The 26,090-nt window shown below is 51.9% G+C and carries 18 protein-coding genes; 15 read left to right on the forward strand and 3 right to left on the reverse strand.

Annotated elements, in window-relative coordinates; translation table 11 throughout:
- From ispC to tilS, 11 genes are all read left to right on the forward strand, one after another.
- The gene (ispC, locus tag L2712_RS10390) at nucleotides 1–1,188 is read left to right on the forward strand and encodes a 1-deoxy-D-xylulose-5-phosphate reductoisomerase (protein ID WP_088904214.1); all 1,188 of its coding nucleotides are present in this window, start codon (nucleotides 1–3) and stop codon (nucleotides 1,186–1,188) included.
- Between the two features lie 35 nt (nucleotides 1,189–1,223).
- Complete coding sequence (gene rseP, locus L2712_RS10395; RefSeq protein ID WP_248977747.1) at nucleotides 1,224–2,585, forward strand: sigma E protease regulator RseP; 1,362 nt, start codon at nucleotides 1,224–1,226, stop codon at nucleotides 2,583–2,585.
- Between the two features lie 31 nt (nucleotides 2,586–2,616).
- Complete coding sequence (gene bamA, locus L2712_RS10400; RefSeq protein WP_033537563.1) at nucleotides 2,617–5,100, forward strand: outer membrane protein assembly factor BamA; 2,484 nt, start codon at nucleotides 2,617–2,619, stop codon at nucleotides 5,098–5,100.
- A 69-nt stretch (nucleotides 5,101–5,169) separates the two neighbouring features.
- On the forward strand, nucleotides 5,170–5,664 hold the full coding sequence (locus tag L2712_RS10405) for an OmpH/Skp family outer membrane protein (RefSeq protein WP_248977845.1): 495 nt from the start codon (nucleotides 5,170–5,172) through the stop codon (nucleotides 5,662–5,664).
- Between the two features lie 6 nt (nucleotides 5,665–5,670).
- Nucleotides 5,671–6,696 (forward strand): UDP-3-O-(3-hydroxymyristoyl)glucosamine N-acyltransferase, encoded by a 1,026-nt coding sequence (gene lpxD, locus L2712_RS10410; protein WP_248977748.1) that lies wholly within the window; start codon nucleotides 5,671–5,673, stop codon nucleotides 6,694–6,696.
- A gap of 30 nt (nucleotides 6,697–6,726) precedes the next feature.
- Nucleotides 6,727–7,188 carry a 3-hydroxyacyl-ACP dehydratase FabZ gene (gene fabZ, locus L2712_RS10415; RefSeq protein WP_033537565.1) on the forward strand — a complete coding sequence of 154 codons (462 nt, stop codon included), beginning with the start codon at nucleotides 6,727–6,729 and terminating at the stop codon, nucleotides 7,186–7,188.
- The gene (lpxA, locus tag L2712_RS10420) at nucleotides 7,185–7,952 is read left to right on the forward strand and encodes an acyl-ACP--UDP-N-acetylglucosamine O-acyltransferase (RefSeq protein WP_033537566.1); all 768 of its coding nucleotides are present in this window, start codon (nucleotides 7,185–7,187) and stop codon (nucleotides 7,950–7,952) included. The genes fabZ and lpxA overlap by 4 nt, the downstream gene beginning before the upstream one ends.
- Before the next feature lie 242 nt (nucleotides 7,953–8,194).
- The gene (lpxB, locus tag L2712_RS10425) at nucleotides 8,195–9,343 is read left to right on the forward strand and encodes a lipid-A-disaccharide synthase (RefSeq protein WP_248977749.1); all 1,149 of its coding nucleotides are present in this window, start codon (nucleotides 8,195–8,197) and stop codon (nucleotides 9,341–9,343) included.
- Nucleotides 9,344–9,970 carry a ribonuclease HII gene (gene rnhB / locus L2712_RS10430; RefSeq protein ID WP_248977750.1) on the forward strand — a complete coding sequence of 209 codons (627 nt, stop codon included), beginning with the start codon at nucleotides 9,344–9,346 and terminating at the stop codon, nucleotides 9,968–9,970.
- A gap of 98 nt (nucleotides 9,971–10,068) precedes the next feature.
- Nucleotides 10,069–13,542 carry a DNA polymerase III subunit alpha gene (gene dnaE, locus L2712_RS10435; protein ID WP_248977751.1) on the forward strand — a complete coding sequence of 1,158 codons (3,474 nt, stop codon included), beginning with the start codon at nucleotides 10,069–10,071 and terminating at the stop codon, nucleotides 13,540–13,542.
- Entirely contained in the window at nucleotides 13,543–14,943 is a 1,401-nt protein-coding gene (tilS, locus tag L2712_RS10440) for a tRNA lysidine(34) synthetase TilS (protein ID WP_248977752.1), read from the forward strand.
- Between the two features lie 174 nt (nucleotides 14,944–15,117).
- Here tilS and dgcS read toward each other — a convergent pair whose 3' ends face one another.
- Nucleotides 15,118–16,002 (reverse strand): diguanylate cyclase DgcS, encoded by an 885-nt coding sequence (gene dgcS, locus L2712_RS10445; protein ID WP_248977753.1) that lies wholly within the window; start codon nucleotides 16,000–16,002, stop codon nucleotides 15,118–15,120.
- Between the two features lie 237 nt (nucleotides 16,003–16,239).
- Between dgcS and L2712_RS10450 the strand changes: the two genes are divergently transcribed.
- Nucleotides 16,240–18,189, forward strand: coding sequence for a monovalent cation:proton antiporter family protein (locus L2712_RS10450; RefSeq protein ID WP_248977754.1), 1,950 nt, complete (start codon nucleotides 16,240–16,242; stop codon nucleotides 18,187–18,189).
- Nucleotides 18,190–18,198: 9 nt separating this feature from the next.
- On the forward strand, nucleotides 18,199–18,915 hold the full coding sequence (locus L2712_RS10455; protein ID WP_248977755.1) for an SGNH/GDSL hydrolase family protein: 717 nt from the start codon (nucleotides 18,199–18,201) through the stop codon (nucleotides 18,913–18,915).
- On the opposite strand, the gene L2712_RS10460 is transcribed toward L2712_RS10455, so the two are convergent.
- The gene (locus L2712_RS10460; protein ID WP_088904225.1) at nucleotides 18,912–20,036 is read right to left on the reverse strand and encodes a patatin-like phospholipase family protein; all 1,125 of its coding nucleotides are present in this window, start codon (nucleotides 20,034–20,036) and stop codon (nucleotides 18,912–18,914) included. The genes L2712_RS10455 and L2712_RS10460 overlap by 4 nt on opposite strands.
- A gap of 438 nt (nucleotides 20,037–20,474) precedes the next feature.
- On the opposite strand from L2712_RS10460, the gene L2712_RS10465 reads away from it, so the two are divergent.
- Nucleotides 20,475–21,143 (forward strand): response regulator transcription factor, encoded by a 669-nt coding sequence (locus L2712_RS10465; RefSeq protein ID WP_033537574.1) that lies wholly within the window; start codon nucleotides 20,475–20,477, stop codon nucleotides 21,141–21,143.
- A gap of 59 nt (nucleotides 21,144–21,202) precedes the next feature.
- Here L2712_RS10465 and L2712_RS10470 read toward each other — a convergent pair whose 3' ends face one another.
- A complete protein-coding gene (locus L2712_RS10470; RefSeq protein WP_248977756.1) occupies nucleotides 21,203–24,703 on the reverse strand; it encodes a hybrid sensor histidine kinase/response regulator in 3,501 nt (1,166 codons plus the stop codon).
- Between the two features lie 258 nt (nucleotides 24,704–24,961).
- Here L2712_RS10470 and L2712_RS10475 point away from each other — a divergent pair, with 258 nt between their 5' ends.
- Complete coding sequence (locus L2712_RS10475) at nucleotides 24,962–25,999, forward strand: DcaP family trimeric outer membrane transporter (RefSeq protein ID WP_033537576.1); 1,038 nt, start codon at nucleotides 24,962–24,964, stop codon at nucleotides 25,997–25,999.
- The last annotated feature ends 91 nt before the right edge of the window (nucleotides 26,000–26,090 follow it).

Genomic DNA, 26,090 nt, shown 5'->3' on the forward strand with positions numbered 1-26,090 from the left:
ATGCAGAATATGGTGATTCTTGGCGCCACAGGTTCTATCGGTGCCAGTACCCTGAGTGTTATCGAGCAAAATCCTGAAGACTATTCGGTGCATACCCTAGTGGCGCACCGCAGTGTCGACAAGATGCTGGAGTTGTGTCTTAAACACAATCCATCGATAGCCCATATGGTCGACCCTCAAGCCGCTGCCGAATTACAGCGTCGTTTACCGCCGCATATGGCGATAACTGTTTCATCGGGCGAAGATGAACTGGCAAGCATAGTGGCTTTGCCAGAGGTTGATACCGTGATGGCAGCAATTGTCGGCGCAGCAGGTCTACCTTCTACGCTAGCGGCAGTTAAGGCGGGGAAAAGGGTACTGCTGGCTAACAAAGAATCACTGGTGATGTCTGGGCGATTGTTTATCGATGCCATGCAAGCTTCTGGGGCAACCGTGTTGCCCGTCGATAGCGAGCACAACGCCATTTTCCAGTGTCTGCCAGAAATTGTGCAGCAATCTGTTGGTGTGTGCGATCTCACCTCGGCGGGTATTTCCCATATTTTGCTGACGGGATCTGGTGGACCTTTTCTCACCTCGGATCTTAATACCCTGAGCCAGATGACGCCCGATCAGGCGTGCAAACACCCCAACTGGTCTATGGGGCGTAAGATTTCGGTCGATTCCGCCAGCATGATGAACAAGGGGCTTGAGTATATCGAGGCGCGCTGGTTGTTTAATGCCACCAAAGCACAATTAAAGGTTGTGGTGCATCCGCAAAGCGTGATTCACTCTATGGTGCAATATAAAGATGGTAGTGTGCTGGCCCAGATGGGCAACCCGGATATGCGCACCCCTATTGCTCATTGCATGGCCTATCCAGAAAGAATTTTGGCCGGTGTTGAACCTTTAGATTTTTTCAAAGTCGGACAGTTAAGCTTTCTTGAACCCGATTTTACGCGTTTCCCCTGCTTGAAGTTAGCCATAGATGCCTGTGAGCAGGGACAGGAAGCCACCACTGTACTGAATGCGGCCAATGAGATGTCGGTAGCGGCTTTTTTAGCTGGCCAGATACGCTTCACCGATATTGCGCGGGTAAACGAGTATTGCCTGACTCAATTGGCGCAGCAGAGTTTAGACAGCATAGAAGATATATTGGCACTGGATACCCAGGCCCGCCGAGTGGCGAACGAATACCTGAACAGGCTGTAATAACGGCCTGGCTATAAGCAGAGATAAGGAGAGGAATGCTAGACTTTTTGTGGAACTTAGGCTCATTTATTATTGCCTTAGGAATGCTTATCACAGCCCATGAATATGGCCATTTCTGGGTGGCCAGACGATGTGGCGTGAAGGTCGAGCGTTTTTCTATCGGCTTCGGTAAGGCTATTTGGCGCAAAGTGGGCGCCGATGGTACCGAATATGTCGTGGCCATGATCCCCCTTGGCGGTTACGTCAAGATGCTCGATGAGCGGGTCGATACTGTGCCAGATGAATTGAAAGAGCAGGCGTTTAACCGTAAGTCTGTGTGGCAACGCATCGCCATAGTGGGCGCAGGTCCTATGGCTAACTTTGTGTTTGCCATTTTTGCACTCTATACCATGTATCTCATCGGTGTTCCCTCGATTAAGCCCGTGATTGAGTCGACTCAAATTGACTCGCCTGCGGCAGTTATTCAGGTAAACAAACCTTTGCAGGTGATTGCCGTTGGCGATCGCAGCGTGCGTAACTGGGAAGAGGTGACCTATGCCTTAGTAGGTCATATCGGCGATGACGCTATCGATGTGACTCTGGCGCCGCTGTCTGGCGTAATGGGCGAGGAGCGGACCTATCAGCTTGATACCCGCAACTGGAAATTTAATCCAGAGACAGAGTCTCCCATCACCTCTTTAGGGCTCAATGTTTTTAGGCCCGCTATCACACCCGAGTTAGGCCTTGTCGCTGAAGATGGTGCCGCCTACGAGGCCGGCATTCGAGTGGGTGACACCTTAGTGGCGGTAGATGGCGAGCGCTACGGTGACTGGGATCAGTTTGTTGCCAAGATAAAAGCCTCTGCCGATAAGCCGTTAACGGTCACCGTCAGACGCGATGGCGAGCAGTTACGATTGAATGTGACCCCTAAAGCCAGAACCATAGAAGGTGGCAAGGTAGAAGGCGTGATAGGGGTTGCGCCCACTCAAGCTCCTTGGCCTGAAGAGATGCGTTTGCAACTCGAATATGGCGTAGGTGAATCCCTATGGGTGGCCGTAGATAAAACGTGGCAACTTGTATCGGTCAGCATTAAGATGATTGGCAAATTATTTACCGGTGATGTATCGGTGAAGAATTTGAGTGGACCTATCTCCATTGCGCAAGGAGCAGGGAATAGCGCTAACTATGGTTTAGTTTACTTTTTGGGATTCCTGGCATTAATCAGCGTGAACTTAGGCATTATTAATTTATTGCCTTTACCCGTGCTTGATGGCGGGCATCTGTTATATTACTTCATCGAAGTGATCACAGGCAGGCCTGTACCGGAAAAGGTGCAGGAAATTGGATTCAGATTTGGGGCAGCCTTGCTGCTAATGTTGATGAGTATCGCCCTTTTCAATGATTTTTCCCGACTCTGAGCAAGGACACACACATAATTAGAAGTGCTCTATGAGATTGAATAAAATTTTTGCCTCGATGTTATTAGTCGGTGCGTCTTTATCAGGGAAGGGTTGGGCCGACACATTCCAGCCTTTTGAAGTGACCGACATTCAGGTTAAGGGACTGCAACGCGTTGCGCTGGGTGCAGCTTTGCTCAATATTCCGATCAAAGTCGGTGATACAGTGGATGAGATGCGCCTGCAGCAGGCGATCAAGAGTCTGTATTCTTCGACTAACTTTGAGCATATCGAAGTCAGTCGCGACGGTAGCGTATTGGTGGTGACGGTCAAAGAAAGACCCACTATCAGCATTGTTACCTTTGAAGGCAACAAAGATATTAAGGACGAGCAGCTTCAAGAGAGTCTCGACGGCAGTGGCGTTAAGACGGGTGAGTCGCTGGATCGTACCATGCTCAGTGGTATCGAGAAGAGCCTGCAGGATTTCTACTATGGTGTGGGTAAGTATGGCGCCAAGGTTGAAGCCCAGGTGATCAACTTGCCACGTAACCGTGTCGAATTGAAGTTTAAGTTTACCGAAGGTTTGGCGGCTGAGATTCGCCAGATCAACGTGGTCGGCAATACAATATTTAGCGATGCTGAGCTGATCGGTATGCTGGAGCTGAAAGACTTTGTGGCGTGGTGGGATCTCTTTGGTGAGCGTCGTTATCAGAAGCAGAAGCTCCAGGCTGACCTTGAAACCATCAAGACCTTCTACCACAACCGGGGTTATATCCGTTTCGATGTGACCTCGACTCAGGTTGCTATGACGCCGGATCGTAAAGGCCTCTATATCACGATTAACGTCAATGAAGGTGAGCAGTATAAGGTTAAGGAAGTTAACCTGACTGGTGATCTCATGGGCCGTGAAGAGGTGATGCAGGCGATTTTGCCAATTAAAGCAGGTGACACCTATAACGGCGCAGACGTTACGTTTACCGAAGAGATGTATGGCAAATATCTGGGCCGTTTCGGCTATGCCTACCCTGAGGTGAAAACCTATCCAGAGATTGACGATGAGACCAAAGAAGTGGCCCTCAACGTTAATATCAAGCCGGGTAAGCGCGTCTACGTGCGTAGCATTAACTTCACTGGTAACCAAGTGACCAAAGATGAAGTGATGCGTCGTGAGCTGCGTCAGATGGAAGGCGCTTGGTTGAACTCGGCGCAGGTAGAGCAGTCCAAAGCCCGTCTTAACCGTCTAGGTTATTTCGAGACCGTTGATACACAAACCGTACAAGTGCCTGGCACGGACGATCTTGTGGATGTTGATTTTACCGTGAAAGAGCAGCCATCAGGCTCGTTTAACGCGGGTGTGGGTTATGGTACCGAATCAGGCTTAAGCCTGCAGTTTGGTGTACAACAGAGTAACTTCTTAGGTACAGGTAACCAGGCCGGGATTAACCTCAATACCAACAAGTATTCTAAGAACGTCAATATTAACTATACCGACCCCTACTTTACCAAAGACGGTGTGAGTTTAGGTGGTAGCATCTACTGGAACGAGTTTGATGCTCAGGAAGCGAACCTTGAGCGCTATAAAAACAGCTCTTATGGTGTGGCGCTTAACTCAGGTTTCCCGATCAATGAATACAACCGTCTCAACGGTGGTATCGGTTATCGTCACAACAGTATTTCGGAGATCTCTGCCTACGAGCAGGCGCTGCGTTTCTACAACATCTACCGTGATGCTAACGATCCAAATGCTGATCTGTCGTTCGATAACTTCGAGCTAACCGCAGGTTGGTACCGCAGCACGCTAAACCGTGGTACTTTCCCAACCGATGGTTCATCACAGCGTCTGAGCGGAAAGATGACGATTCCAGGTTCAGATCTGCAGTACTTTAAGGCCGATTTTGATACCAGTTTTTACTGGCCAATCAACCGCAGCCACAGCTTCGTGCTCTTAACTAAAGCGCGTCTGGGTTACGGTAATGGCTATGGTCAGTATAACGATAACGATCAGATCCTACCTTTCTGGGAAAACTACTACTCGGGTGGTTCGAGCTCACTGCGTGGCTTCAAGTCTAACTCAGTGGGTCCGCGTTCATTCTATCTCTATCGTGGCAGCGAGCCTTGTTCGCCAGATCCAGCGGGTGATACTTGTACCTTGCCTGGGGATCCAAACCGTGTCACGGTAAGTGACGGTCGCTCTATTGGTGGTAACGCCATCGCGACGGCAAGCCTCGAGATGATTGTACCAACACCTTTCTTGGATGAGGCGTACACCAACTCGGTACGTACCAGCTTCTTTATTGATGCCGGTAACGTTTGGGATACTGAGTTCAACTATGACGCTTATCGCTTCCTACCTGTGGAGCAATTTGACAAGTTAGAGGACTATTCCGATCCAGGGCGTATTCGTGCATCGGCAGGGATGAGCGTCCAGTGGTTGTCGCCTATGGGACCTATGGTATTTAGCCTTGCATGGCCAATCAAAAAATATGAAGATGACGATACAGAGATCTTCTCGTTCAACATTGGTAAAACTTTCTAAAGTAGAACTAATTTAATTTATAAATCATCGGCAAGTTTTGCTGATAATAAGGAGTTTATTTTGAATAAGATGTTTAATCGCGCAATGATGGTTTTGGTTCTTTTAGGTGCTCCTCTGGCGGCACAAGCTGAAAAAATTGCCGTAGTCGATATGCAGGCGGTTTTTGAGCAGCTACCACAGCGCGAAGAAGTGAGCAAAACACTGAAGACTGAGTTTGGCGATCGTGTTGCTGGTGTTCAGAAGATGCAAGAAGAGCTTCGTGCCATGCTTGAAAAGCAACAACGCGATGCAGCGCTGATGAGTGAAACACAAAAAACTGACATGCTGCGTCAAATGGAATCTCTCAAGGCTGAGCTACAGCTAAAGGGTAAGGCTCTTGATGAAGATATGCGTCGTCGTAACGGCGAAGAGCAGAACAAGTTGCTGGTTAAAGTACAAAAGGCGATCAGCGAGATTGCCGAGAAAGAAAAATATGACGTAGTACTTCAGCGTGGTGCTGTGATCTATGTTAAGCCTGAATCAGATATCAGCAGCAAGGTTGTTGAAGTCCTGAGCAAAGGCTAATACTCGATGACAAGTTATACATTAAGAGAGATAGCGACCCATCTTAATGCTGAGGTAAAGGGTGACGACACTGTGATGGTTCATCGTGTCGCCACGCTGGAAAAGGCTCAGGAAGGAGAGATCTCCTTCCTGGCAAATGCGAAATACCAGAGTCAGCTAGCTGGCACAAGTGCATCGGCGGTACTGCTATCACCAAAGATGGCCGAGCAATTTGATGGCAACGCCGTCATCTTAAATGACCCATATGTGGGTTTTGCTCGTGTCGCGCAGCTGCTCGATACCACCCCAAAGGCGGCCGAGGCGATTCACGCTACCGCCGTGGTCGATCCCAGTGCACAACTGGGTGAAGGCGTGGCCATTGGTGCCAATGCAGTCATTGGTGCCAATGTTATCTTGGGTGAGAATGTTCAGATAGGTCCAGGCTGTGTCATCGGCCAGGATGTGATCATTGGTTCTAATACTATCCTCTGGGCCAATGTAACCCTATACCATGACGTACATTTGGGCACGGATTGTATTGTTCATTCGGGCACAGTGATCGGCTCAGATGGTTTTGGTTATGCCAATGAGCGTGGTCAGTGGGTCAAGATCCCGCAGACCGGTGGGGTACGTATCGGCAATCGCGTGGAGATCGGGTCTTCCACCAGTATTGACCGCGGCGCGCTGGATCATACAGAGATCCACGATGGTGTGATTATCGATAATCAGGTGCAGATAGCCCATAACGTGATTATTGGTGAAAACACGGCATTGGCCGGTAGTTCTACCTTTGCAGGTAGTTGTACCATAGGTAAATACTGTATCATAGGCGGCTGCAGTGCAGTGGCCGGGCATCTTTCGATTGCTGACGGTACCCACATCTCAGGTGGCACCAATGTGACGAGTGTTATTCGAGAGCCTGGTGTATACTCTTCTGCTACTATTGCGATGGAGAACAAGTTGTGGCGACGTAATACCGTCAGATTCAGGCAACTTGATGAGTTGTTCCAGCGCGTGAACAAGCTTGAAAAAAACGTTAAATCAGATGATTAACTGCCTGAGGGCAGCTAAGGAAGTTATTGAGTGTCAAATCAATTAAATACAATGGATATCAAAGAGATCCTGAAGTTTTTACCTCACAGGTATCCGTTTTTATTGATCGATAGAGTCCTTGACTTTACGCCAGGTGAAACACTGCATGCGATCAAAAATGTCACCATCAATGAGCCGTTTTTCCAAGGCCATTTCCCTGTAGCGCCCGTTATGCCAGGTGTCTTGATCCTTGAAGCTATGGCCCAAGCAACCGGTCTGTTAGCGTTTAAAACCATGAGCGACGTGCCTTCTAACGATACCTTGTACTATTTCGCCGGTATCGACAACGCTCGTTTTAAGCGTGTGGTCGAGCCAGGTGACCAACTTCATTTCGAAGTTAAAATGATCAAAGAACGCCGCGGGATTGGCGTATTCACAGGTGAAGCTAAGGTCGATGGTGAACTAGTTTGTTCAGCAGAGATCATGTGTGCCCGCAGAGAGATAGCCAAGTGATTGATAAGTTAGCATTTGTACACCCAGATGCCAAAATCGGTAACAATGTTACCATCGGCCCTTGGACCTACATTGGCCCAGATGTAGAGATCGGTGACGATTGTCATCTGAGTTCCCATGTGGTGGTTAAAGGCCCAACGGTTATCGGTAAGGGTAACCGAATTTTTCAGTTCGCCTCAGTGGGAGAGGATTGTCAGGATAAGAAATATGCTGGCGAGCCGACCCGACTCATTATCGGCGACAACAATGTGATCCGTGAGTCTGTTACCATTCACCGTGGTACTGTGCAGGATAACAGCGAGACCCGTATCGGCTCCAACAACCTATTTATGGCCTATGTGCATATCGCTCACGACTGTGTGGTGGGTAATAATGTGATTATGGCCAATAATGCCTCTATTGCCGGCCACGTACACGTGGGTGATTGGGCGATTTTGGGTGGCATGACAGGTGTGCATCAGTTTGTACATATCGGTGCCCATGCCTTTACTGCTGGTTGCTCACTCGTCCTGCAAGATGTGCCGCCTTTCGTGATGGCATCGGGTCAACCTGCTATACCTCGTGGCCTGAACAGTGAAGGCCTCAAGCGCCGTGGTTTTTCTAAAGAGAGCCAACTGGCCGTGCGCCGTGCATACAAGACCTTGTATCGTAAGGGCTTGACGGTTGAAGAAGCGGTTGCCGCTCTGGGAGAAGATGCCCAGGATGAGCAGGTTAAGTTACTGATGGACTTTGTGGTCAACTCGAACCGAGGCATTATTCGTTAATCGGTCGCGTTAATCGGTATTAGTTATCGAAGAAAAGCTCGTGTTCACGGGCTTTTTTATTTTCAGTAATACCAATCACAGTAAGTGATTAGAAATAGCGCAGGAAAAACGCTTGAGAACAAAGCAGGATTTTTAGATAAGTAGTTATTCTACAATTAAAAATACTAATGCCGTTATCGAGCATTTTAACAAGCAAGAATGATCCGTTATTTATTACGATTGGTATAAGCAAGTAACAGAAGATGAATCAGAGCAATCAAAAAGTCTTTGCCATGGTGGCGGGTGAGCTATCAGGCGATATTCTCGGTGCAGGCCTGATTAAGGCGCTGAAACAGCAATACCCGGATGCACGTTTTTTTGGCATTGGTGGCCCGCAAATGGACGCTTTGGGGTTTGAGTCCCTGTTTTCTTTCGAAGAGCTTGCAGTAATGGGGCTGGTTGAGGTGTTGTCACGCCTGCCGCGCCTGCTTAAGGTAAGAAAAACCCTCATTGAAGAGATCACCACCTTAAAGCCTGACTGCTTTATTGGAATCGATGCGCCTGACTTTAATATCGGCTTGGAGCTGAAACTCAAGGCTCAGGGGATCAAGACGGTTCATTATGTCAGCCCTTCTGTTTGGGCCTGGCGTCCTAAGCGGATCTTCAAGATAGCCAAGGCGACCAACATGGTGTTGTCTCTGCTGCCGTTCGAGAAAGCCTTCTACGATGAACATAATGTGCCCTGTACCTTTGTTGGCCACACCCTGGCGGACGATATTCCGCTACAAAGTGATAAGCTCGCTGCCCGAGAGGTGCTGGGGTTAGATGCTCATGCCGAGTATCTCGCGATTTTACCTGGCTCGCGTGGCGGTGAACTTAAGCAGTTGGCCGAACCTTTTGTACAGGCGGCGGTAAAATTAAGGCAAAAGTATCCTGACCTTAAGTTTGTGACTCCGCTGGTGAATGCCAAGCGCCGCGCTCAGTTTGAGCAGGCTCTTAAGGCCCACGCACCGGATCTCGACATTCATTTGGTGGAAGGCCAATCACGCACAGTGATGGCGGCTGCCGATGCAATTTTGCTGGCCTCGGGCACGGCGACATTGGAGGCCATGTTAGTCAAACGCCCCATGGTGGTGGCCTACCGCGTATCGCCAATAACCTACCGTATCGCCAAAGGAATGATGCAGATCGAGCATTATTCGCTGCCCAACTTGTTGGCTGGCAAAGAGATCATTCCTGAACTGATTCAGGCTGATTGCACTGCCGATAAGATAGCCGATGCCGTTGCCAAGCAGCTAGATGGCGATCATCAGCCGCTGATAGATACCTTTACCGCGCTGCATCATCAACTCAGATGTGATGCCAGCCAACGGGCCGCTCAGGCGGTTGTTACACTCGTTGAGGCAAAATAGATGGCCATATATAAAGATATTACCCAGGCGCAGATCGACGAGCTGTGCTGCGGATTTTATGCCGGCGTCGATGAGGTGGGCCGTGGTCCCTTAGTCGGTGATGTGGTGACGGCCGCCGTGGTGCTGGACCCCAATAAACCGATAGCCGGGCTTAACGACTCAAAAAAGCTGTCTGAGAAGAAGCGCGATGCCCTCTATGAGGCGATCTTGGCCAATGCGCTGGATGTCAGTGTCGGGCGCTGCTCACCACTGGAAATCGATGAACTCAACATATTACACGCTACCATGTTGGCGATGCAGCGCGCCGTGGCAGGCTTACGAGCCAGGCCCGATAGGGTGCTGATCGACGGTAACCGTGTGCCAGCATTTGAAGATGCGAGCCTTGAGGGACACGCAGTGATCAAGGGTGACGGCTTAATCCCGGCCATCAGCGCCGCCTCAATCGTCGCTAAAGTCGTGCGTGACCGAGAGATGGAAGTCCTGGATAAACGCTATCCAGAATATGGCTTTGCTCAGCATAAGGGTTATCCCACCAAGGCTCATTTCGAGGCGCTTGAGGCCCATGGGGTATTGCCCGAACACCGTAAGAGTTTCCGCCCCGTCAAGGAGCGTTTAGACGCTTGTTAAATGGCGAAGTGCCCCCGGACCGCGACTGGTGCCTGGGGCGCGACTCTGTTACTCTTTCAAGGCGATAACCTGCCGATAAAAAAAGAAATTAGCTAACTATGTCAGAACCTCGTTTCGTGCATCTGCGCGTCCACAGTGATTTTTCCATGTCTGATGGCCTTGCCAAGGTCAAGCCTATTCTCGCCAAGGCGACCGAATATGAGATGGCGGCGCTGGCGCTGACCGACAATACCAACCTGTGTGGTTTGGTTAAGTTCTATAGCGGCTGTCATGGTGCGGGGATCAAGCCCATTGTGGGTTGTGATTTCGCTATGCTGGTGCCGGGGTTTGACGATGAGTTTTGCTCGCTGACCGTGCTGGCGATGAACAATCAGGGTTATAAAAACCTCACCTTATTGATCAGTGATGCCTATCTGCGTGGTCATGTTAAAGATAGGGCGGCGATCGACCAGGCCTGGCTTGAAAAATACAGCGAGGGACTGATCTTACTCTCGGGCGCCAAAGATGGTGACGTGGGTAAGGCGCTGCTTAAGGGAAACCGTGGCCAGGTCGAGTCCTTGGTGGATTTCTATCAAACCCATTTCCCAAACCGATACTACCTTGAGCTGATCCGTACAGGTCGCCCTGATGAAGAGCGTTACCTGCATATGGCGGTCGAGCTGGCGGGGCAGAAAGACTTGCCTGTGGTCGCCACTAACCAGGTGGTGTTTATGCAACCCGAGCAGTTTGAGGCCCATGAGATCCGTGTGGCCATCTCAGATGGCTTTACTCTTGCGGATCCTAGGCGACCTCGACGTTACAGTGAACAGCAATATTTCCGCAGCCAAGATGAGATGTGTGAGCTGTTTGACGATATTCCCGAGGCGCTGCAAAACAGTGTGGAGATCGCCAAGCGTTGTAACGTCACCGTGAGGCTAGGAGAGTACTTCCTGCCTAATTTCCCCACGGGCGATCTCTCCATCGAAGACTTTCTGGTCGAGGCGTCCAAGAAGGGCCTCGAGGAGCGTCTGGAGTTCCTGTTTCCCGATGAGGCGGAGCGCGCCGAGAAACGCGGCGAATATGACGAGCGTCTCGATGTCGAGCTCACCGTGATTAACAACATGGGCTTCCCCGGCTACTTCCTTATCGTAATGGAGTTCATCCAGTGGGGTAAGGACAACGGTATTCCTATCGGGCCGGGGCGTGGTTCAGGCGCGGGTTCCTTGGTGGCCTATGCGCTGAAGATCACCGACCTGGATCCGTTGGAATTCGATTTGCTGTTCGAACGTTTCCTTAACCCCGAGCGTGTTTCCATGCCCGACTTCGATGTCGACTTCTGTATGGACAGGCGAGACGAGGTGATTGACCACGTAGCCGAACTCTATGGCCGCGACGCCGTATCACAGATCATCACCTTCGGTACCATGGCGGCTAAGGCCGTAGTGCGCGACGTGGGCCGTGTGCTTGGCCACCCTTATGGTTTCGTCGACCGTATCTCTAAGATGATCCCCGCCGAGCCGGGCATGACTCTGGCCAAGGCCTTCGAGGCCGAGCCTGCGCTGCCCGAGGCCTACGATGCCGACGAAGAGGTGAAAGATCTCATCGACATGTGCCGGGTGCTCGAAGGGGTGACCCGTAACGCCGGTAAGCACGCGGGGGGCGTGGTGATCGCGCCGACCGTGATCACCGACTTTGCGCCGCTCTATTGTGATGCCGAGGGGCACAACCCGGTCACCCAGTTCGATAAAAACGATGTGGAAACCGCAGGTCTGGTGAAGTTCGACTTCCTGGGGCTGCGTACCCTGACCATCATTGACTGGGCGCTGCAGATGATCAATCCGTATCTGGCGAAACAAGGTAAAGAGCCAGTTCGCATCGAGGCGATCGCCTTGGATGACCCGGCGTCTTTCCGCCTGTTGCAGCGCTATGAAACCACCGCCGTGTTCCAGTTGGAATCCCGCGGTATGAAAGATCTGATTAAGCGTCTGCAACCTGACTGTTTCGAAGATATGATCGCTCTGGTGGCCCTGTTCCGTCCGGGGCCCTTGCAATCGGGCATGGTAGATAACTTCATCGAACGTAAGCACGGCCGTGAAGAGGTCTCTTACCCCGATATTCAATGGCAGCACGATAGCCTTAAGCCTATCCTAGAGCCGACCTACGGCATCATTCTCTATCAGGAACAGGTGATGCAGATCGCCCAGGTGCTCTCTGGTTATACGCTGGGCGGCGCGGATATGTTGCGTCGTGCCATGGGTAAGAAGAAACCCGAGGAGATGGCCAAGCAGCGTAGCATCTTCAAAGAGGGTGCGGAAAAGAACGGCATCGACGGCGAGCTGGCGATGAAGATCTTCGACTTGGTGGAAAAATTTGCCGGTTACGGTTTCAACAAGTCGCACTCGGCCGCCTACGCCTTGGTTTCCTATCAGACCCTTTGGCTCAAGACCCATTACCCGGCGCAGTTTATGGCGGCAGTGATGTCTGCCGATATGGATAACACCGACAAGATTGTTACCCTGGTCGACGAGTGTGAGCGCATGGGGCTGCCGCTGCTGCCGCCTGATGTGAATAAGGGCTTGTTTCGTTTTACCGTGGATGACGACCTTAATATCGTCTACGGCATCGGCGCCATCAAGGGCGTGGGTGAAGGCCCGGTAGAGTCAATTCTCAAGGCCCGTGAAGATGGTCCATTTGTGGATCTGTTTGATTTCTGTGCCCGGGTGGATCTGAAAAAGCTTAACCGCCGGGTGATTGAAAAGCTGATCTGCGCCGGCGCGCTGGATAATCTGGGGCCGCATCGCGCGTCTATGATGGCGACCTTGCCTGAGGCGATCCGCGCGGCCGACCAACATGCCAAGGCTGAGGCGATCGGCCAGCACGATATGTTTGGCCTGCTCAACAGCGAGCCAGAAGATAGCAAGCAGCAATTTGTTCAGTGTACCCCTTGGCCCGATAAGATCTGGCTCGAAGGGGAGCGGGAAACCTTAGGTCTATACCTGACAGGTCACCCGATCAATCAGTACCTGAAAGAGCTTAAGCATTACACCTCAGGCAGGCTTAAGGATGTCCATCCTACCGAGCGCGGCAAGACCACTAAGGCGGCAGGCCTGGTGGTGGCGACGCGTGTGATGATGACCAAGCGTGGCTCTAAGATGGGGTTAGTGACTCTGGATGATAAGAGTGCGCGCCTCGAGGTGATGCTGTTTACCGAGGCCTTTGAGAAATTTGGCGAGCTGTTGGAGAAGGACAGAATATTAATCGTCGAAGGCGAAGTGAGTTTCGACGATTTCTCCGGCGGCAATCGCATGACGGCGCGTAACATTATCGACATGGGTGAGGCTCGCAGCCATTTTGCCCATGCGGTCGAGGTGGATCTGGACGGCGCCAGCGTGACTCCTGAGTGGCTCAGTCATTTTCAGGCGGCCGTAGAACCATGGAAAGCGGGCAGTGTGCCCGTGGTGATTAATTATGCTCAGCCGACGGCGAAGGCGCAGTTCAGGCTTGGGGATGAGTGGCGAGTGAACCCCACGGATGAGCTGATGTTGGCGCTTGAGACGTTGACCGGCTCAGATAAGGTCAGGATCCTCTTCTAAATGGCTATCGACAGCTTCTGCCCGTTTGATGCACTAAGCAAACTGGTTGCCCAGATAGCGCCGCCGGCTGGCACTAAGTTAGTGCTGGCTTACAGTGGCGGCGTCGACTCTGAGGTGCTTGCCTATGGGCTGAGCCAATTGAGCAAGGTAAAGAGCGAGCTCAGTTATCAGCTGGTGCATGTGCACCATGGCCTAAGTGATAATGCTGATGGCTGGCAGTCGCACTGTGAGCGGCGCGCCCGTGAATATGGGCTGCCAATTGCGGTGAAACGTGTCACTGTGGCGAGCGGCGCACGTATTAGCCTGGAGGCAGCGGCGCGGGACGCCAGATATGCGGCGCTTAGGGAGGAGCTTAGCCCAGGTGATATCCTGCTCACCGCTCATCATCAGGACGATCAGCTCGAAACCTTGCTGCTGGCGCTTAAGCGTGGGCTAGGCCCCAAAGGCTTAGCGGCCATGGGAGAGGTGCAAGCCTTTAGCCCGGATAACCTAATGCTCAGACCCTTGCTTGGGGTTGCTCGCGCACAAATTGAAGCTTTCGCTAAGGCAGCAGGACTGACCCATATTCAGGATGAGAGCAATCTCGACAGTCGATTCGATCGCAACTTCCTGCGCCTTGAGGTGCTGCCAACATTGACCGCTCGCTGGCCCGCCTTTGCCGCGACAGCCAGCCGCAGTGCCCAGCTTTGCGCCGAGCAGCAGGCGTTGATTGATGAGGAGGTAAGCCTTCGCTTACCTGCCATGCTGGTAAGCGTGCCCCATGCTGAGTATCAGGTGTTAGATCTTAAAGCCCTGGCCAATGAGCGAGCGTTATGGCGACCTCATCTGCTGCGAGGTTTTATCGAGTATCGGGGCTTTGCCTTGCCCTCGGCGGCGCAGCTTGGCGAGATCCTTAATCAATTGCTGGCGGCGAAGAACGATGCCCAGGTGGCGATCCGCATTAAGTCGATGCAGCTGAGACGCTTTCAGCATCATCTTTATCTGGATCCTGTCGTGCTTGAACCTAGAGTCGGGAGAAGGCTTACTGGTGTTGGCCCTCATCCCGATACGCCCGAGTTAAGCTGGCCAATCGATAGCCGATTGCAGCTGCGGGCGACCTGGGCTGAGGCTGGGCCCAGGTTAACCCTTGATGAAGCTTTGCCTTTACGGCTGGCGTTTGGCGCACCTGGCGGGCTGCGCTGTCATCCGCATTCGCGGGATAAGGGAAGAGAGCTCAAGAAACTGTGGCAGGAGTTTGCCGTGCCGCCATGGGAGCGTAGTCGCGTGCCGCTGATCTTCGCAGGCGATAAGTTGGTGGCCGCTGTGGGTTATTGGGTCGAAAAGAGTTATCTGGCCAGTGAAGGCGAAGGGGGCTGGCAGTTCACGCTTGCGTGTTCAACCGGCTCTATTGCTAACCCTTGATTCTGAGACTCAATCTCAGGCCTCAATCTCAGGCCTTAAGCTCTAGCCTTAAGCAGGGGGCTTTCCCTCGAAGTAGAAGCCCTCTAGGCTGGCAGCTTCAGAGCACAATCTTCAGTGCAGCATTTTTGGCGTATAACCTTCAGTGTATAGTCTTCAGCACTGAGCGGGCTATCTTTATGAGGCTTGATCGATACGGTAGCAACGACGCCCGGCTGCCTTAGCGTGATAAAGCGCCCTGTCGGCCCGCAAGTAAAGCGCCTCAGCATCCTTGTCTCCATGCCACTGAGCTGCCCCAAGGCTGCACTGTACCTGAAATTTGTTTAGCAGGTTATCCTGAGCCATTAGAGCGAGGATACGTTCACACAAGATACTTGCCGCGGCGGCATCCCCCTCGACGATAAGCGTAAATTCATCTCCGCCGATGCGAAATGCCTGATCGCTATCTCTGATCGCTTGATTCAGGGTTTTGCCGAATTGACACAGCACTTCATCGCCTACCAGATGACCATACTTATCGTTCAGACTCTTGAAGTTGTCTAAATCCAGCACCACTAGCGTGATCGCATCATCATGGCGCAGTGCGCGGGCCATGACCTGCTTAAGGCTCTGCTCATAGTAGCGACGGTTACCCAGCTGAGTGAGCGAGTCGTGCATCGCCTGTTTCGCCATCTGTTGGTAGGCGATGGCATTGACCAGAGGGCTTAGCAGCAGAGATTGCAGCTGATACAGCAGCTCTGTCTGGGGCTTGACCAGAGGCGCCGACAGACGATAGGCGATCACCGCGTTCAAACCATCATGGCTAAGGTTTTGTTTTATTAGTAGACCTTGCTCAGTGCCCCAGCTTAGCTGATACTCTTTATAGACAAGGCTGACACCTTGAACTGGCAAGTATTGTCCCATGAGTTTGCCGTAGCAGGCAAAAACCGTCCGTGGATCTAGGCTCTCATGCAACTGTTGCATAACAGACACCAGATTAGGGACACTGGCTGAATTGTGATGGTGATCTGGCTGATAGCGATATTCGTCAAACGAAAATTCTGTCGCTAAGGCAAAGTCCATAATCTTTACTCCACAATGTAACGGACCTGAGATAATGTTTGTAAAGCAAAAAACGTGCCTAATACTAAATGATGACTTTGTCTTTATTAGTCATTAAGTTAGTCTGTAAGAGGTGAGTTCTTTCGTGGTGACAGTATTTTGACTTCGGTGAAAACTTGACGCTTTGAACTCATGCTCTGCGGCGATATAGGGGAATCCGACCTGGTACTTGGGTCGGTAGCAGATAATGGAGCGTTAATGGAACACGGCATACTGGTTAAGATCCTCTTGATGTTAATGATGGCTATCGTCGCGATTGCCCTCTTTAGACGTGCTGGGTTGCCGGCGATCTTGGCTTATTTGATCACAGGCGTGATCAGTGGTCCTTCCCTATTCAATTGGTTTACTCAGCAGCAGATCCACTCGGTAGCAGAGCTGGGGGTGGTACTTTTGATGTTCTCCCTCGGTCTGGAATTCTCTCTGCCCAGGCTATGGGCCATGCGCCGCACCGTATTTGGATTAGGCTCAGCCCAGATGACGGTTACCGTCGTTTTAACCATGTGTATTAGCATGTTATTCGCGCTTAATCTTAGCGAATCTATCGTGGTCGGCTCGGCCATCGCACTGTCATCCACAGCCATTGTACTGAAACTTCTTAACGAGCGTGGCTGGCTCAGGCGTCGCCATGGTGAGTTGTCAGTCAGTGTGCTCTTGTTTCAAGATCTCGCGGTTGTGCCTTTGCTGATCCTTATGCCATTGCTGGCCTCCGATGGTGAGGTGTTAAGCTGGCAAGAGATCGTTCTGGCCATGGGGGAAGGGGTTCTGGCCTTTATCGCCTTGATGGCCGTGGGTAAGTGGGCGCTTCCTAAGGTGTTTGATGAAGTGGCACGCTCGCGCTCCAATGAGCTGTTTGTGCTGTCGACCTTAGTGGTCGCTTTAGTCACCGGGGCATTAACTCAGTGGCTGGGACTTTCTATGGCATTGGGCGCCTTTATTGCCGGTATGCTGCTGGGCGAGAGCCAATACAAGCGTCAGCTAGAGGCTGACATTCGTCCCTTCAGAGATCTCTTGATGGGACTGTTTTTTATCTCTATCGGCATGTTGCTCGACTTTAGCCTGGTATTAGCCTTCTGGTGGCAGGTGCTGCTCTTGGTCGTGGCGGTGATCATCACCAAGGCACTGATCGTTTTCGGTCTGTTGAGGGCGGCCAAGGAGTCGTTTCGTACCTCGGTGGCGACCGCCATTAGTCTGGCTCAGGTGGGGGAATTTAGCTTTGTCGTGTTGGCACTGGCGGTCAACTACCAGCTGTTGGAGATCACTGTCAGCACTAAGCTGGTGATGGTGGCGGTACTCTCTATGGCGGTGGCACCTTGGCTGGTGCGTCATAGCGTGGAGATCGCCAGACGTCTGCATGGGGCGAGATCGACGCCGCTGGCCGATGGCGAGACGATACCGCCGATGGAACAGAGCAGCGAGCTGGTGTTGATCTTAGGCTATGGCCGGGTGGGGCAAACCATAGCCCGTTTTATGAAGAGTGAGGCGATCCCCTATCTGGTGCTCGACAGAGACCCGACAAGGGTGACCGAAGCGCGCCGGGCAGGTGAGCCTGTCTATTTTGGCGATGTGGCTAAACGGGCGATTCTTAAGCAGGCGCAGATAAAGCAGGCCAAGCTGATTGTGCTCACTTTTACCAGCAGTCATGTGCTCGATGAAGTGTTACCCCTGTGTCGTCAGCTGGCACCAGAGGCCAAGATCTTGGTCAGAACCCGTGACGACGAAGGCATGGAGGCGCTGGAGGAAGCTGGCGCTAGCCAGGTGATACCTGAAACCCTAGAGGGCAGTCTGATGCTGGTCTCTCAGGTACTCTATCAATGTGGCGTCCCCCTGACCCGAATTCTTAAGCGCCTGGAACATGAGCGCCGTAATCACTATCAATATCTGCACGGTTTCTTCTCCGGCGAGGAAACAGATTTTACCCTGGAGCTACTGCATGCTGTCGCGCTACCCAAAGGGGCACAGGTGGTGGGTCAGCCGCTATCGGCTATTCCCTGGGAGCGACTTAGGGTAGAGCTGAGGGCGGTGCGTCGTAATGGCGCCGAGGTGGAAAGCCCTGAGCTGGATTGGCTAATTCGCCCCGGTGATATTCTGATCATTCTGGGTAAGCCAAGGCGTATTGAGAAGGCCGAGCACTATCTGTTACAGGGCTAAACAGTTATTATGCGGATGGTAAGACGTTATAGCTTGCTGATTTTGATCTCGCCCTTGTTGTTAGCACAGGCGCTGTGGGTCAAATGGCGAACCCCAAAATTGCCCGAGCCTTCTGGCCCAAGACGCGGTGAACTCGGCGAAGGGCCAAAGTTACGCCTGTTGATTTTGGGAGATTCGGCCGCCGCAGGTGTTGGAGTGATGACTCAGCAGCAGGCGCTGGCGGGACAAGTTGCTACACGTTTGAGCTGTCATTATCGCCTCCATTGGCAGCTTGAAGCCAAATCAGGCATGACTACGGCGCAAACCCTGGCGGTGCTTGAGCGCAGTCAGCTAGAGGTCGACTGGGTGTTAATCTCACTTGGGGTGAACGATCTGCTGTCGCCTTTAGGCGTCAAACGCTGGGTATTTAATACAGAGACATTGGTAGAAACCCTGCTGCAAGCCTCTCCCAATGCCAAGATCTTACTGACGCCCTTGCCTCCACTTGGGCACTTTCCCAGGTTTCGTCAACCGTTAGCCGGCATGCTGCGTCGCCGTGAGGCGCTCTTTAATCAGGCATTAAGGGACTTTTGCCGTCAGCATAGGGCCTGTGAACTGCTCGCCTTGCAGCTGCCATTGACCTCAGATGCCTTGGCCAGCGACGGTTTCCACCCCAGCGCCATGAGTTATCAAGTTTGGGCTGAGGCCGCCTGTGACCAAATCTTAGCGCTACATCCCCGCCGCTAATCGATATTGAAGAAAGCTTTAATCTCATCGATTTGGCACATGGCATCTTGATAACCCAAGTTAATCAGCGCGCTACAGTAGGGTTGCTCAAACAACAGATAGGAGACGATACTCGAGTCCGATTGTTGATTGATGCCGATTAACCTCAGCAGCAGTTTGACCGCCATCGGCATCTCATGATAGTGCTGAGCGGCGATCAGGCTTAGATCTTCGCTGGGTTTTATCACTAAGGTGTTTATGGTCTTGAGCGACGCCTCATGTTTGCGCTCCTTGGGGATCAGGTTGAGGGTGCTATTGATCCGCTGCAGGCGTTCCAGATCGCTATTTAGGGTGTCGGAGAAGATGGTATCGAGCAGGTGACCTGCGATAGTAGCCGTCTTAGGATGATGCTCAAACTCTTTGTGGACCTGCTTATGGGGGCTCTCTAAATTGATCACCATGATCTTCTCTGCGCCCAAATGAATAGGGCTGCTTAAGGGAGCCAACTGGTGCACCGAACCATCGCCATAATAGCCGCGATTAAGCTTGATAGAGGGAAACACCAAAGGGATAGCGGCACTGGCCAGCAGATGTTCGGTATTGAGATGCGTGCGCTGGCCACCTCGCCGGGCACGCTTCCACTCATCTATCTCCTTGGCTGCCTGAAAGAAGCTCACCGAACGTGAAGAGTTATAACAGGAGGTATCGACACTCAGGGCATGCAGGGCGCCGCTGGCAATATTGCGATCGATTCGTTCAAAGTTGATCAGGTTATTGAGCAGATCACGTAGCGGGTCGTTGTTGAACAGGCTGCCGGCATCGGTATTAATCTTTGCATCTTGCAGTCCCATCAATGCCATTTGCGCTAAATGAGAAAAGACGCCGCCGAAAGAGGAGCGGTAGACCTTGTGGGTGTTAAAGTGGCGCCAGACCCATTCGAGTTTGCGTACGCCGAGATGGAAACAGGAGGCGTGAGTCGCGATAGAGGTGCCATTGATGGCGCCAGCAGAAGTGCCGCAGATGATTTTGAAAGGGACGCCATGATTGCGGGGATAGAACTGAACTATCGCCTTGAGAACCCCTATCTGGTAAGCGGCGCGTGCGCCGCCGCCCCCTAACACCAATGCTGTTTTATCTGGCAAATGCGTTTCCCCTGTGTCCCAAAACTACCTGAGGCAAGTTCGCTCTATCGGGTTTATGCACCTTTATCTATTCGTACCTGTTTCGTGGGTAGCGTCCAAGACAGTGCTTCTTATTGATTAGAATATGTGAGCCCAGAATCTTGTTCAAGCAGGCCTATATGTCTGAACTTTTGCTCTGCTTTTGTGCGCCATTTTAGTCAAATAAGGTGAAATAGGCGGCGTTAACCTCTTCTCTAGCATAAATAATACGGTCGCAATCTAGATAATAAGTCTATATTGACCTGGGCTCAGATATCGGCTTTTCACCGCGATATATCTCTATCTACTTGTAATGTAAATGTTAACTGACAAAGCTGCACAGATACAATGATTTTGGGTCGGTTTGATAATCTTTAAGGTTCGCGTAGACTGAGGCTGAGTACATATGAGGGATCAAAAATGTTACAGCCACTAAAAATAATAATAGCTGATGATCATCCACTGTTCAGGCAAGCACTCGTTAATACCTTAACCACTCAATTCGATCAGCTGATGCTGTTTGAAGCGGAAACGGTAACGGCCCTGGATGAGATTTTACAGCAGCATCAGGATGCAGACCTGCTTTTATTGGATCTGAATATACCCAATGCTCATGGATTTAATACCTTAGTTAATATTCGCAACACCTATCCCCATATCGGGATTGTGGTGATTTCCGGCCAGGAAGATAAAGTCACCGTGGGCAAGGCGATGTCCTTCGGCGCGGCCGGCTTTATTCCTAAATCCTCCTCGGTCGAGCAGATGGTCAAGGCGATTAATGCTGTCATGGCTGGTCGGCAATGGACACCGCCGGGGTGTGACGATCTCAGCGCCATCACCTTAGACAGCGTGAGCAGTAAGATTGCCAGCCTGTCACCCCGTCAGCACAAGATCTTGATGATGTTTGCCGATGGTCTGCTTAATAAGCAGATCGCCTATGAGTTGGGTTTGTCAGAGGCCACCATCAAGGCCCACGCCAGTGCCATCTTCCTTAAACTTGGTGTTCATACCCGTACCCAGGCGGTGATCGCCATGAGTCAGCTCTATCTGGAAAAGACACCGCTAACCACAGAGGTGGAAGAAGCCTAGCTTTCGAGAGTAATGAAAACGCCCCGCAGTGGTTTAAGTCCGCTGCGGGGCGTTTGCTTTTAATCGCTCAGGGGATCCACCAGGCTATAATGGGGATTAGCTTGGGCCGAGTAGTTGTTATGCAGGCTATTGGCTAGGGTGGCGCTCATCACGGCGCGCAGGGCGATAGGCTTGATGATCTTACGCAGATAACCATAGCCCAGGGCCTTGGTGCGCTGCACCACCTCTTCGTCAATCGTAGCTGTGATCAGAATGGCCGGAATAGGGCGGCTGGATAGGGCTTGCAGCTCACCCATAAGGTCCAGGCCATTGAGGTTATTATCCAGTTGATAGTCCATCAATACGATATCGATTTTACTGGCGAACTGGTTAACACAGGCCTTGGCCTGCTGCGCCGAAGAAGCCGTATGCACCTGACACTTCCAGCCTTTTAATAACTCCTCCATGCCAGCCAGCACATTGGGGTCGTCATCGACGCACAGCACCCTGACGCCATTGAGGGTGAGAATATCGGGCTGGGTTGCTTGTTCATCTTGCTGCTGAGGTTTCACTGCCGCCAGGCTCAGGCTAAAGATACTCCCCTGGTTGACTTTCGATGACAGAGTGAGTCTGTGTTGCATCAACTCGGCGAGTCCCTGAGCGATATTCAGCCCCAGACCCAGACCATTAACCCCTTCATGTCCCGAGTGCTGTAGGCGGGTAAATTGCTCGAAGATCACCGCCTGCTTGTCATCAGGGATGCCTGGGCCATCGTCCACCACTTGAATGGCCACAGTGTCACCGTGACGGCGACACCCCAGCAGAATACGTCCGCCACCGGCGTAGCGAAAAGCGTTGCTGATCAGGTTCTGTAAGATACGTCTGAGCAGCACCTTGTCGCTGCGTACCCAGAGTTTGGTCTTGATGCACTTAAACTCGGCCTGTGTGGTGCTGGCCATGGCGCTAAACTCCTCCATCAGCGAATCCAGTACCTCTTGCAGGGCAAACTCGGTGATCTCGGGCACCACAGTGCCTCCTTCGATACGCGACACTTCATTGAGATCCAGCAGCAACTCGTTGGCCACCTGTAGGGCGTTGTCGATATAGCCTATCTGCTGCTTCTGTTTATTGGAGAGCTGCCCGCCCTGTACAAATGCAGAGGAGAACAATCGCGCCGCCGACAGGGGCTGCAGCAGATCATGGCTACAGGCCTTGAGGTATTGGCTCTTCTTCTGATGTGCCTGCTCTACTTTTTGCAGCGCTTCGGCCAGTTCGGCGTTAGATTTGGCCAGCTGTAGATTCGCCTGTTCTAAGCGCTTGGTGCGCTCAAATACCCTGGCTTCCAAGTCTAAGTTTTTCTCCTTTAGCAGCTTTTCCGCTTCGCGGTACATGCTGATGTCGGAGAAGATCATCACAAACCCTCCACCTGGGATAGGGTTACCCTGGATGCGTATTGTCTTGCCATCGGGCTGGATTCGCTCTGTGCTGTGGCGGCTGCCCTGGCGTAGGAAGTTGAGGCGCCGCTCAATCTGCTCATCCAAGTTAGGCACATAGCCCTTGCCAAATTTGAGGTTGTACTCAATCAGCTGCCTCACCGGGCAGCCGATATAGACAAGATCATCGGGATAATTAAACAGGCTCAAATACTGCTGGTTCCAGGCCACCAGATTAAGATCTTTATCGATAACCGAGATCCCTTCACTGGCGTTTTCGATGGCGCTGTGCAGCACGCTGCGGCTAAATTCCTTACGGTGACTGGAGGCTTCCTCTACCAGTTGTGCCACATCTTCGATAGCGATATCACGCCCATGCAGGGCGCAAGAAAGCACTAAACGCGCCGAAGCCGAGCCCATGACGCTGGCGAGCATATTTTCGGTGAAGAAGATCAGCGCTTGGTTATGGGCATTTTTATCTAAAATGGGCTGGGGCTGACAGGATAAAAAGGAGTAAAACCCCTGAGCCGCCTTGTCTTTGCCTACAAAGCGAGCCACCAGAAGTTCGAGTTCTGTTGGGTTCACATGCTTAGGTACGTCTGGCAGTGCCTTGTCCAGCTCAGGACGTTCAATAAAGTGACCTATCTGCATCTGCTCATGTACGCTCTGGCGGGTAAAGGAGGAGACCAACCAGATGGCCGTGACGTTGACAAACAGCCCCACCAGGGTGGATAGGGTGGTCATCGAATACTCACTACCGGCAAAGGGATGGCCGTAGAGCCCAAGTTGTGGCAGCAGGTTGAGTACCAGCCAGAGGGCGAAGCCACTGGTGATCCCCACCAAGACACCGATCAGCGTGACCCGGCGCCACAAAAAGGCGGCAAACAGGGCGGGGCCGATTTGGGCTATGGCGCCAAAAGCCACCTCGCCAAGGGAGGCCAGGGTGTCGGGTGGGGCGATGAGAAACATGCCATAGCTCATAAATATAACTAACAATACCAAGGCTTTACGGATATTGAGCAGGTGCGAGCGAAACTTATGAAAGTCGTTGCTCTGGATATTGTTGATCTTAAAAAGGGTCGGGAAAACAATCTCGTTACTGAGCATTGTGCTTAGGGCGATGGTTGAGATGATCACCATGGAGCTGGCGGCCGAGATGGCGCCAAGAAAGCTAAACAGCCCTAGCCAGATATCGCCACTGAATACCGGCAGAAACAGCACATAGGCATCGGCTTCCAGCGAGTCACCATAGAGAATGTTGCCCGCTTGCCCCAGTGGGGTAGCGAAGAAGGCAAACACCAGCACATACAGGGGAAAGGTCCAGCGACTCCAGAGCATATGTTTCTGTGATTTTAGCTCGACGATCATCACCTGAAACTGTCTTGGCAGACAAAGAAACGCTGACATCACAATGATCAACAGGCCAAACAGCGAGATTAAATTGGGGTAAGTAAACTCATTTTCCATGGGATTGATCGCTGTCGCCTGACGCCAGATATCCATGGGGGAGTCGAATAGAAAGAAGGAGACAAAGATCCCTATGGTGAGGTAGGCGATAAGTTTCACTAAGGACTCGAAGGCGATGGCCAGCATCATGCCCGGATGGCGCTCGGTTACATCGATAGCCCGTACCCCAAACACTATGGTGAAACCAGCGAGGATCAGGCTCACCACTAAGCCTAATTGCCAGGAGGAGAGCAGGTGGTCTTGGCGCAAGATCTCATAGGAGTTCACTATCGCCTTTTGCTGCAGCGCGATATAGGGCAGGGTGCCAAACAGGGCAACGAAGGTGACGACTACGGCCAAGAGGGGCGACTTACCAAAACGGGCCGCCAACAGATCGGCGATGGAGGTGATATTGAGCTTAAGGCAGACACGGATCACCCGTTGAATAAAGGGCCAGGCAAAGATAAACAGCAGAATGGGCGCAATATATACGGGCAAATAGGAAAAGGAGTTATGGGCGGCCTGACCGGCGGTGCCGAGAAAGCCCCAGGAGGTACAGTAGACGCCTAGGGAGAGAGAGTAGATGATGGTGTGCTGTCCGGAGAACCACTTGCCACGGTACTTATCACCCAGAAATGCCATGATAAACAGCAGGCCGATATAGCTGATGCTGATGGCAACCAATAGCCAATTTGGGAACATCTATTACTTTTCCTATATTTTCAGGAGTTTATGTAAGCCATCCCGGCCGACTCCTTTTATTTTGTTATTCAAGTCAACATACCACAGTTAGCGCCAAAGTCGGCATTTCCCACCATCGACTTAAGTATTAGTGCTGACGGCTTAAGCCTCAGGTCTTGCGCCTTTTGGTCTACTACCGCTGCATTACTACCTATTCCCAATTGAGGCCAAGCGGGCATTTCTCCATCTTGGAGGCAACCACAAAAGGGGATAATCAAGATGATATCAACAATAAAAAAACTCACACTCGCAACTTCACTCGGCCTGATGGCCAGTTCTGCCATGGCCGGCTACGACTTTAATGTTGGTGACGATGGCAAGCTGTCCTTTGGCGGCTACCTTAAGGTGGACGCTCGCTATGTTAACGGCGATGTTGCCTATCGTGACTTCTGGATTGGTACGGGGGTGCCGCGCGAAGAGAGCGCGTCACAGTTCCGTATCTTCGCCAACGAATCTCGCTTCAATACCAAGTATGTTCATGGCGATGTGATGGGCTTCATCGAGATGGATTTTCTCGGTGGCGGTGGCAATCAGGTGGTGTCGAATTCGGCTAATCCGCGTCTGCGTCACGCCTTTATCAAGTACAAAGATCTTACCGTGGGTCAAACCTGGACCACCTTTATGAACACCAGCGCTATCCCTGAAACCGCTGATTTTGCTGGCGCTACCGTAGGTCTGGCTTTCGTGCGTCAGGGACAGATACGTTACGACATTGGCGGCTTCCAGGTCTCTATCGAGAACCCTGAGAGTCACGGCGGCGATACCGACAATGACGATCTGCCAGATGTGGTGGCCCGTTATAACTTCAAGGGTGATTGGGGTAACGTTTCTATCTCGGCCCTGGGCCGCAATCTCAATACCTTGGGTGGCAACAGTGAAACCGCCATCGGTGGTTCGATAGCCGGTCGCATCAACACCTTTGGTAAAGACGATCTGCGCTTCCAGTTCCACCAAGGTGAAGTGGGCCGCTACGTAGGTTTGGGCGTGACCAAAGATCTTATCGGTGAAGAGGTGGAAACCAGCACCTCTTACCTTGCAGCTTACCGCCACTACTGGACAGATACCCTGCGCAGTACCTTCCTCTATGGCCGCATCGAAACTGACGAGTCAGATGCCGACCGCAGCCAGTGGAGCGTCAACCTGTTCCAGAACCTGACCCCAGCATTGGCGGTGGGGATCGAAGTGGGTAACTTCGCCCTGGATGACCAGAACGTCGATTCCAACTACGCACAGTTCTCAATGCGATATGCCTTGTAAGTGCTCTTAGGGGAGGCTCTCTCCCCATTTTTTTTCCGTTTCATTTCGCCAGGGGCCATGCCCTTGGCTGCCACCGCCGAGACACCCAGGC

This window comes from Shewanella marisflavi, from assembly GCF_023283925.1.
In the GTDB taxonomy this organism is placed as follows: Bacteria; Pseudomonadota; Gammaproteobacteria; order Enterobacterales; family Shewanellaceae; genus Shewanella; species Shewanella marisflavi.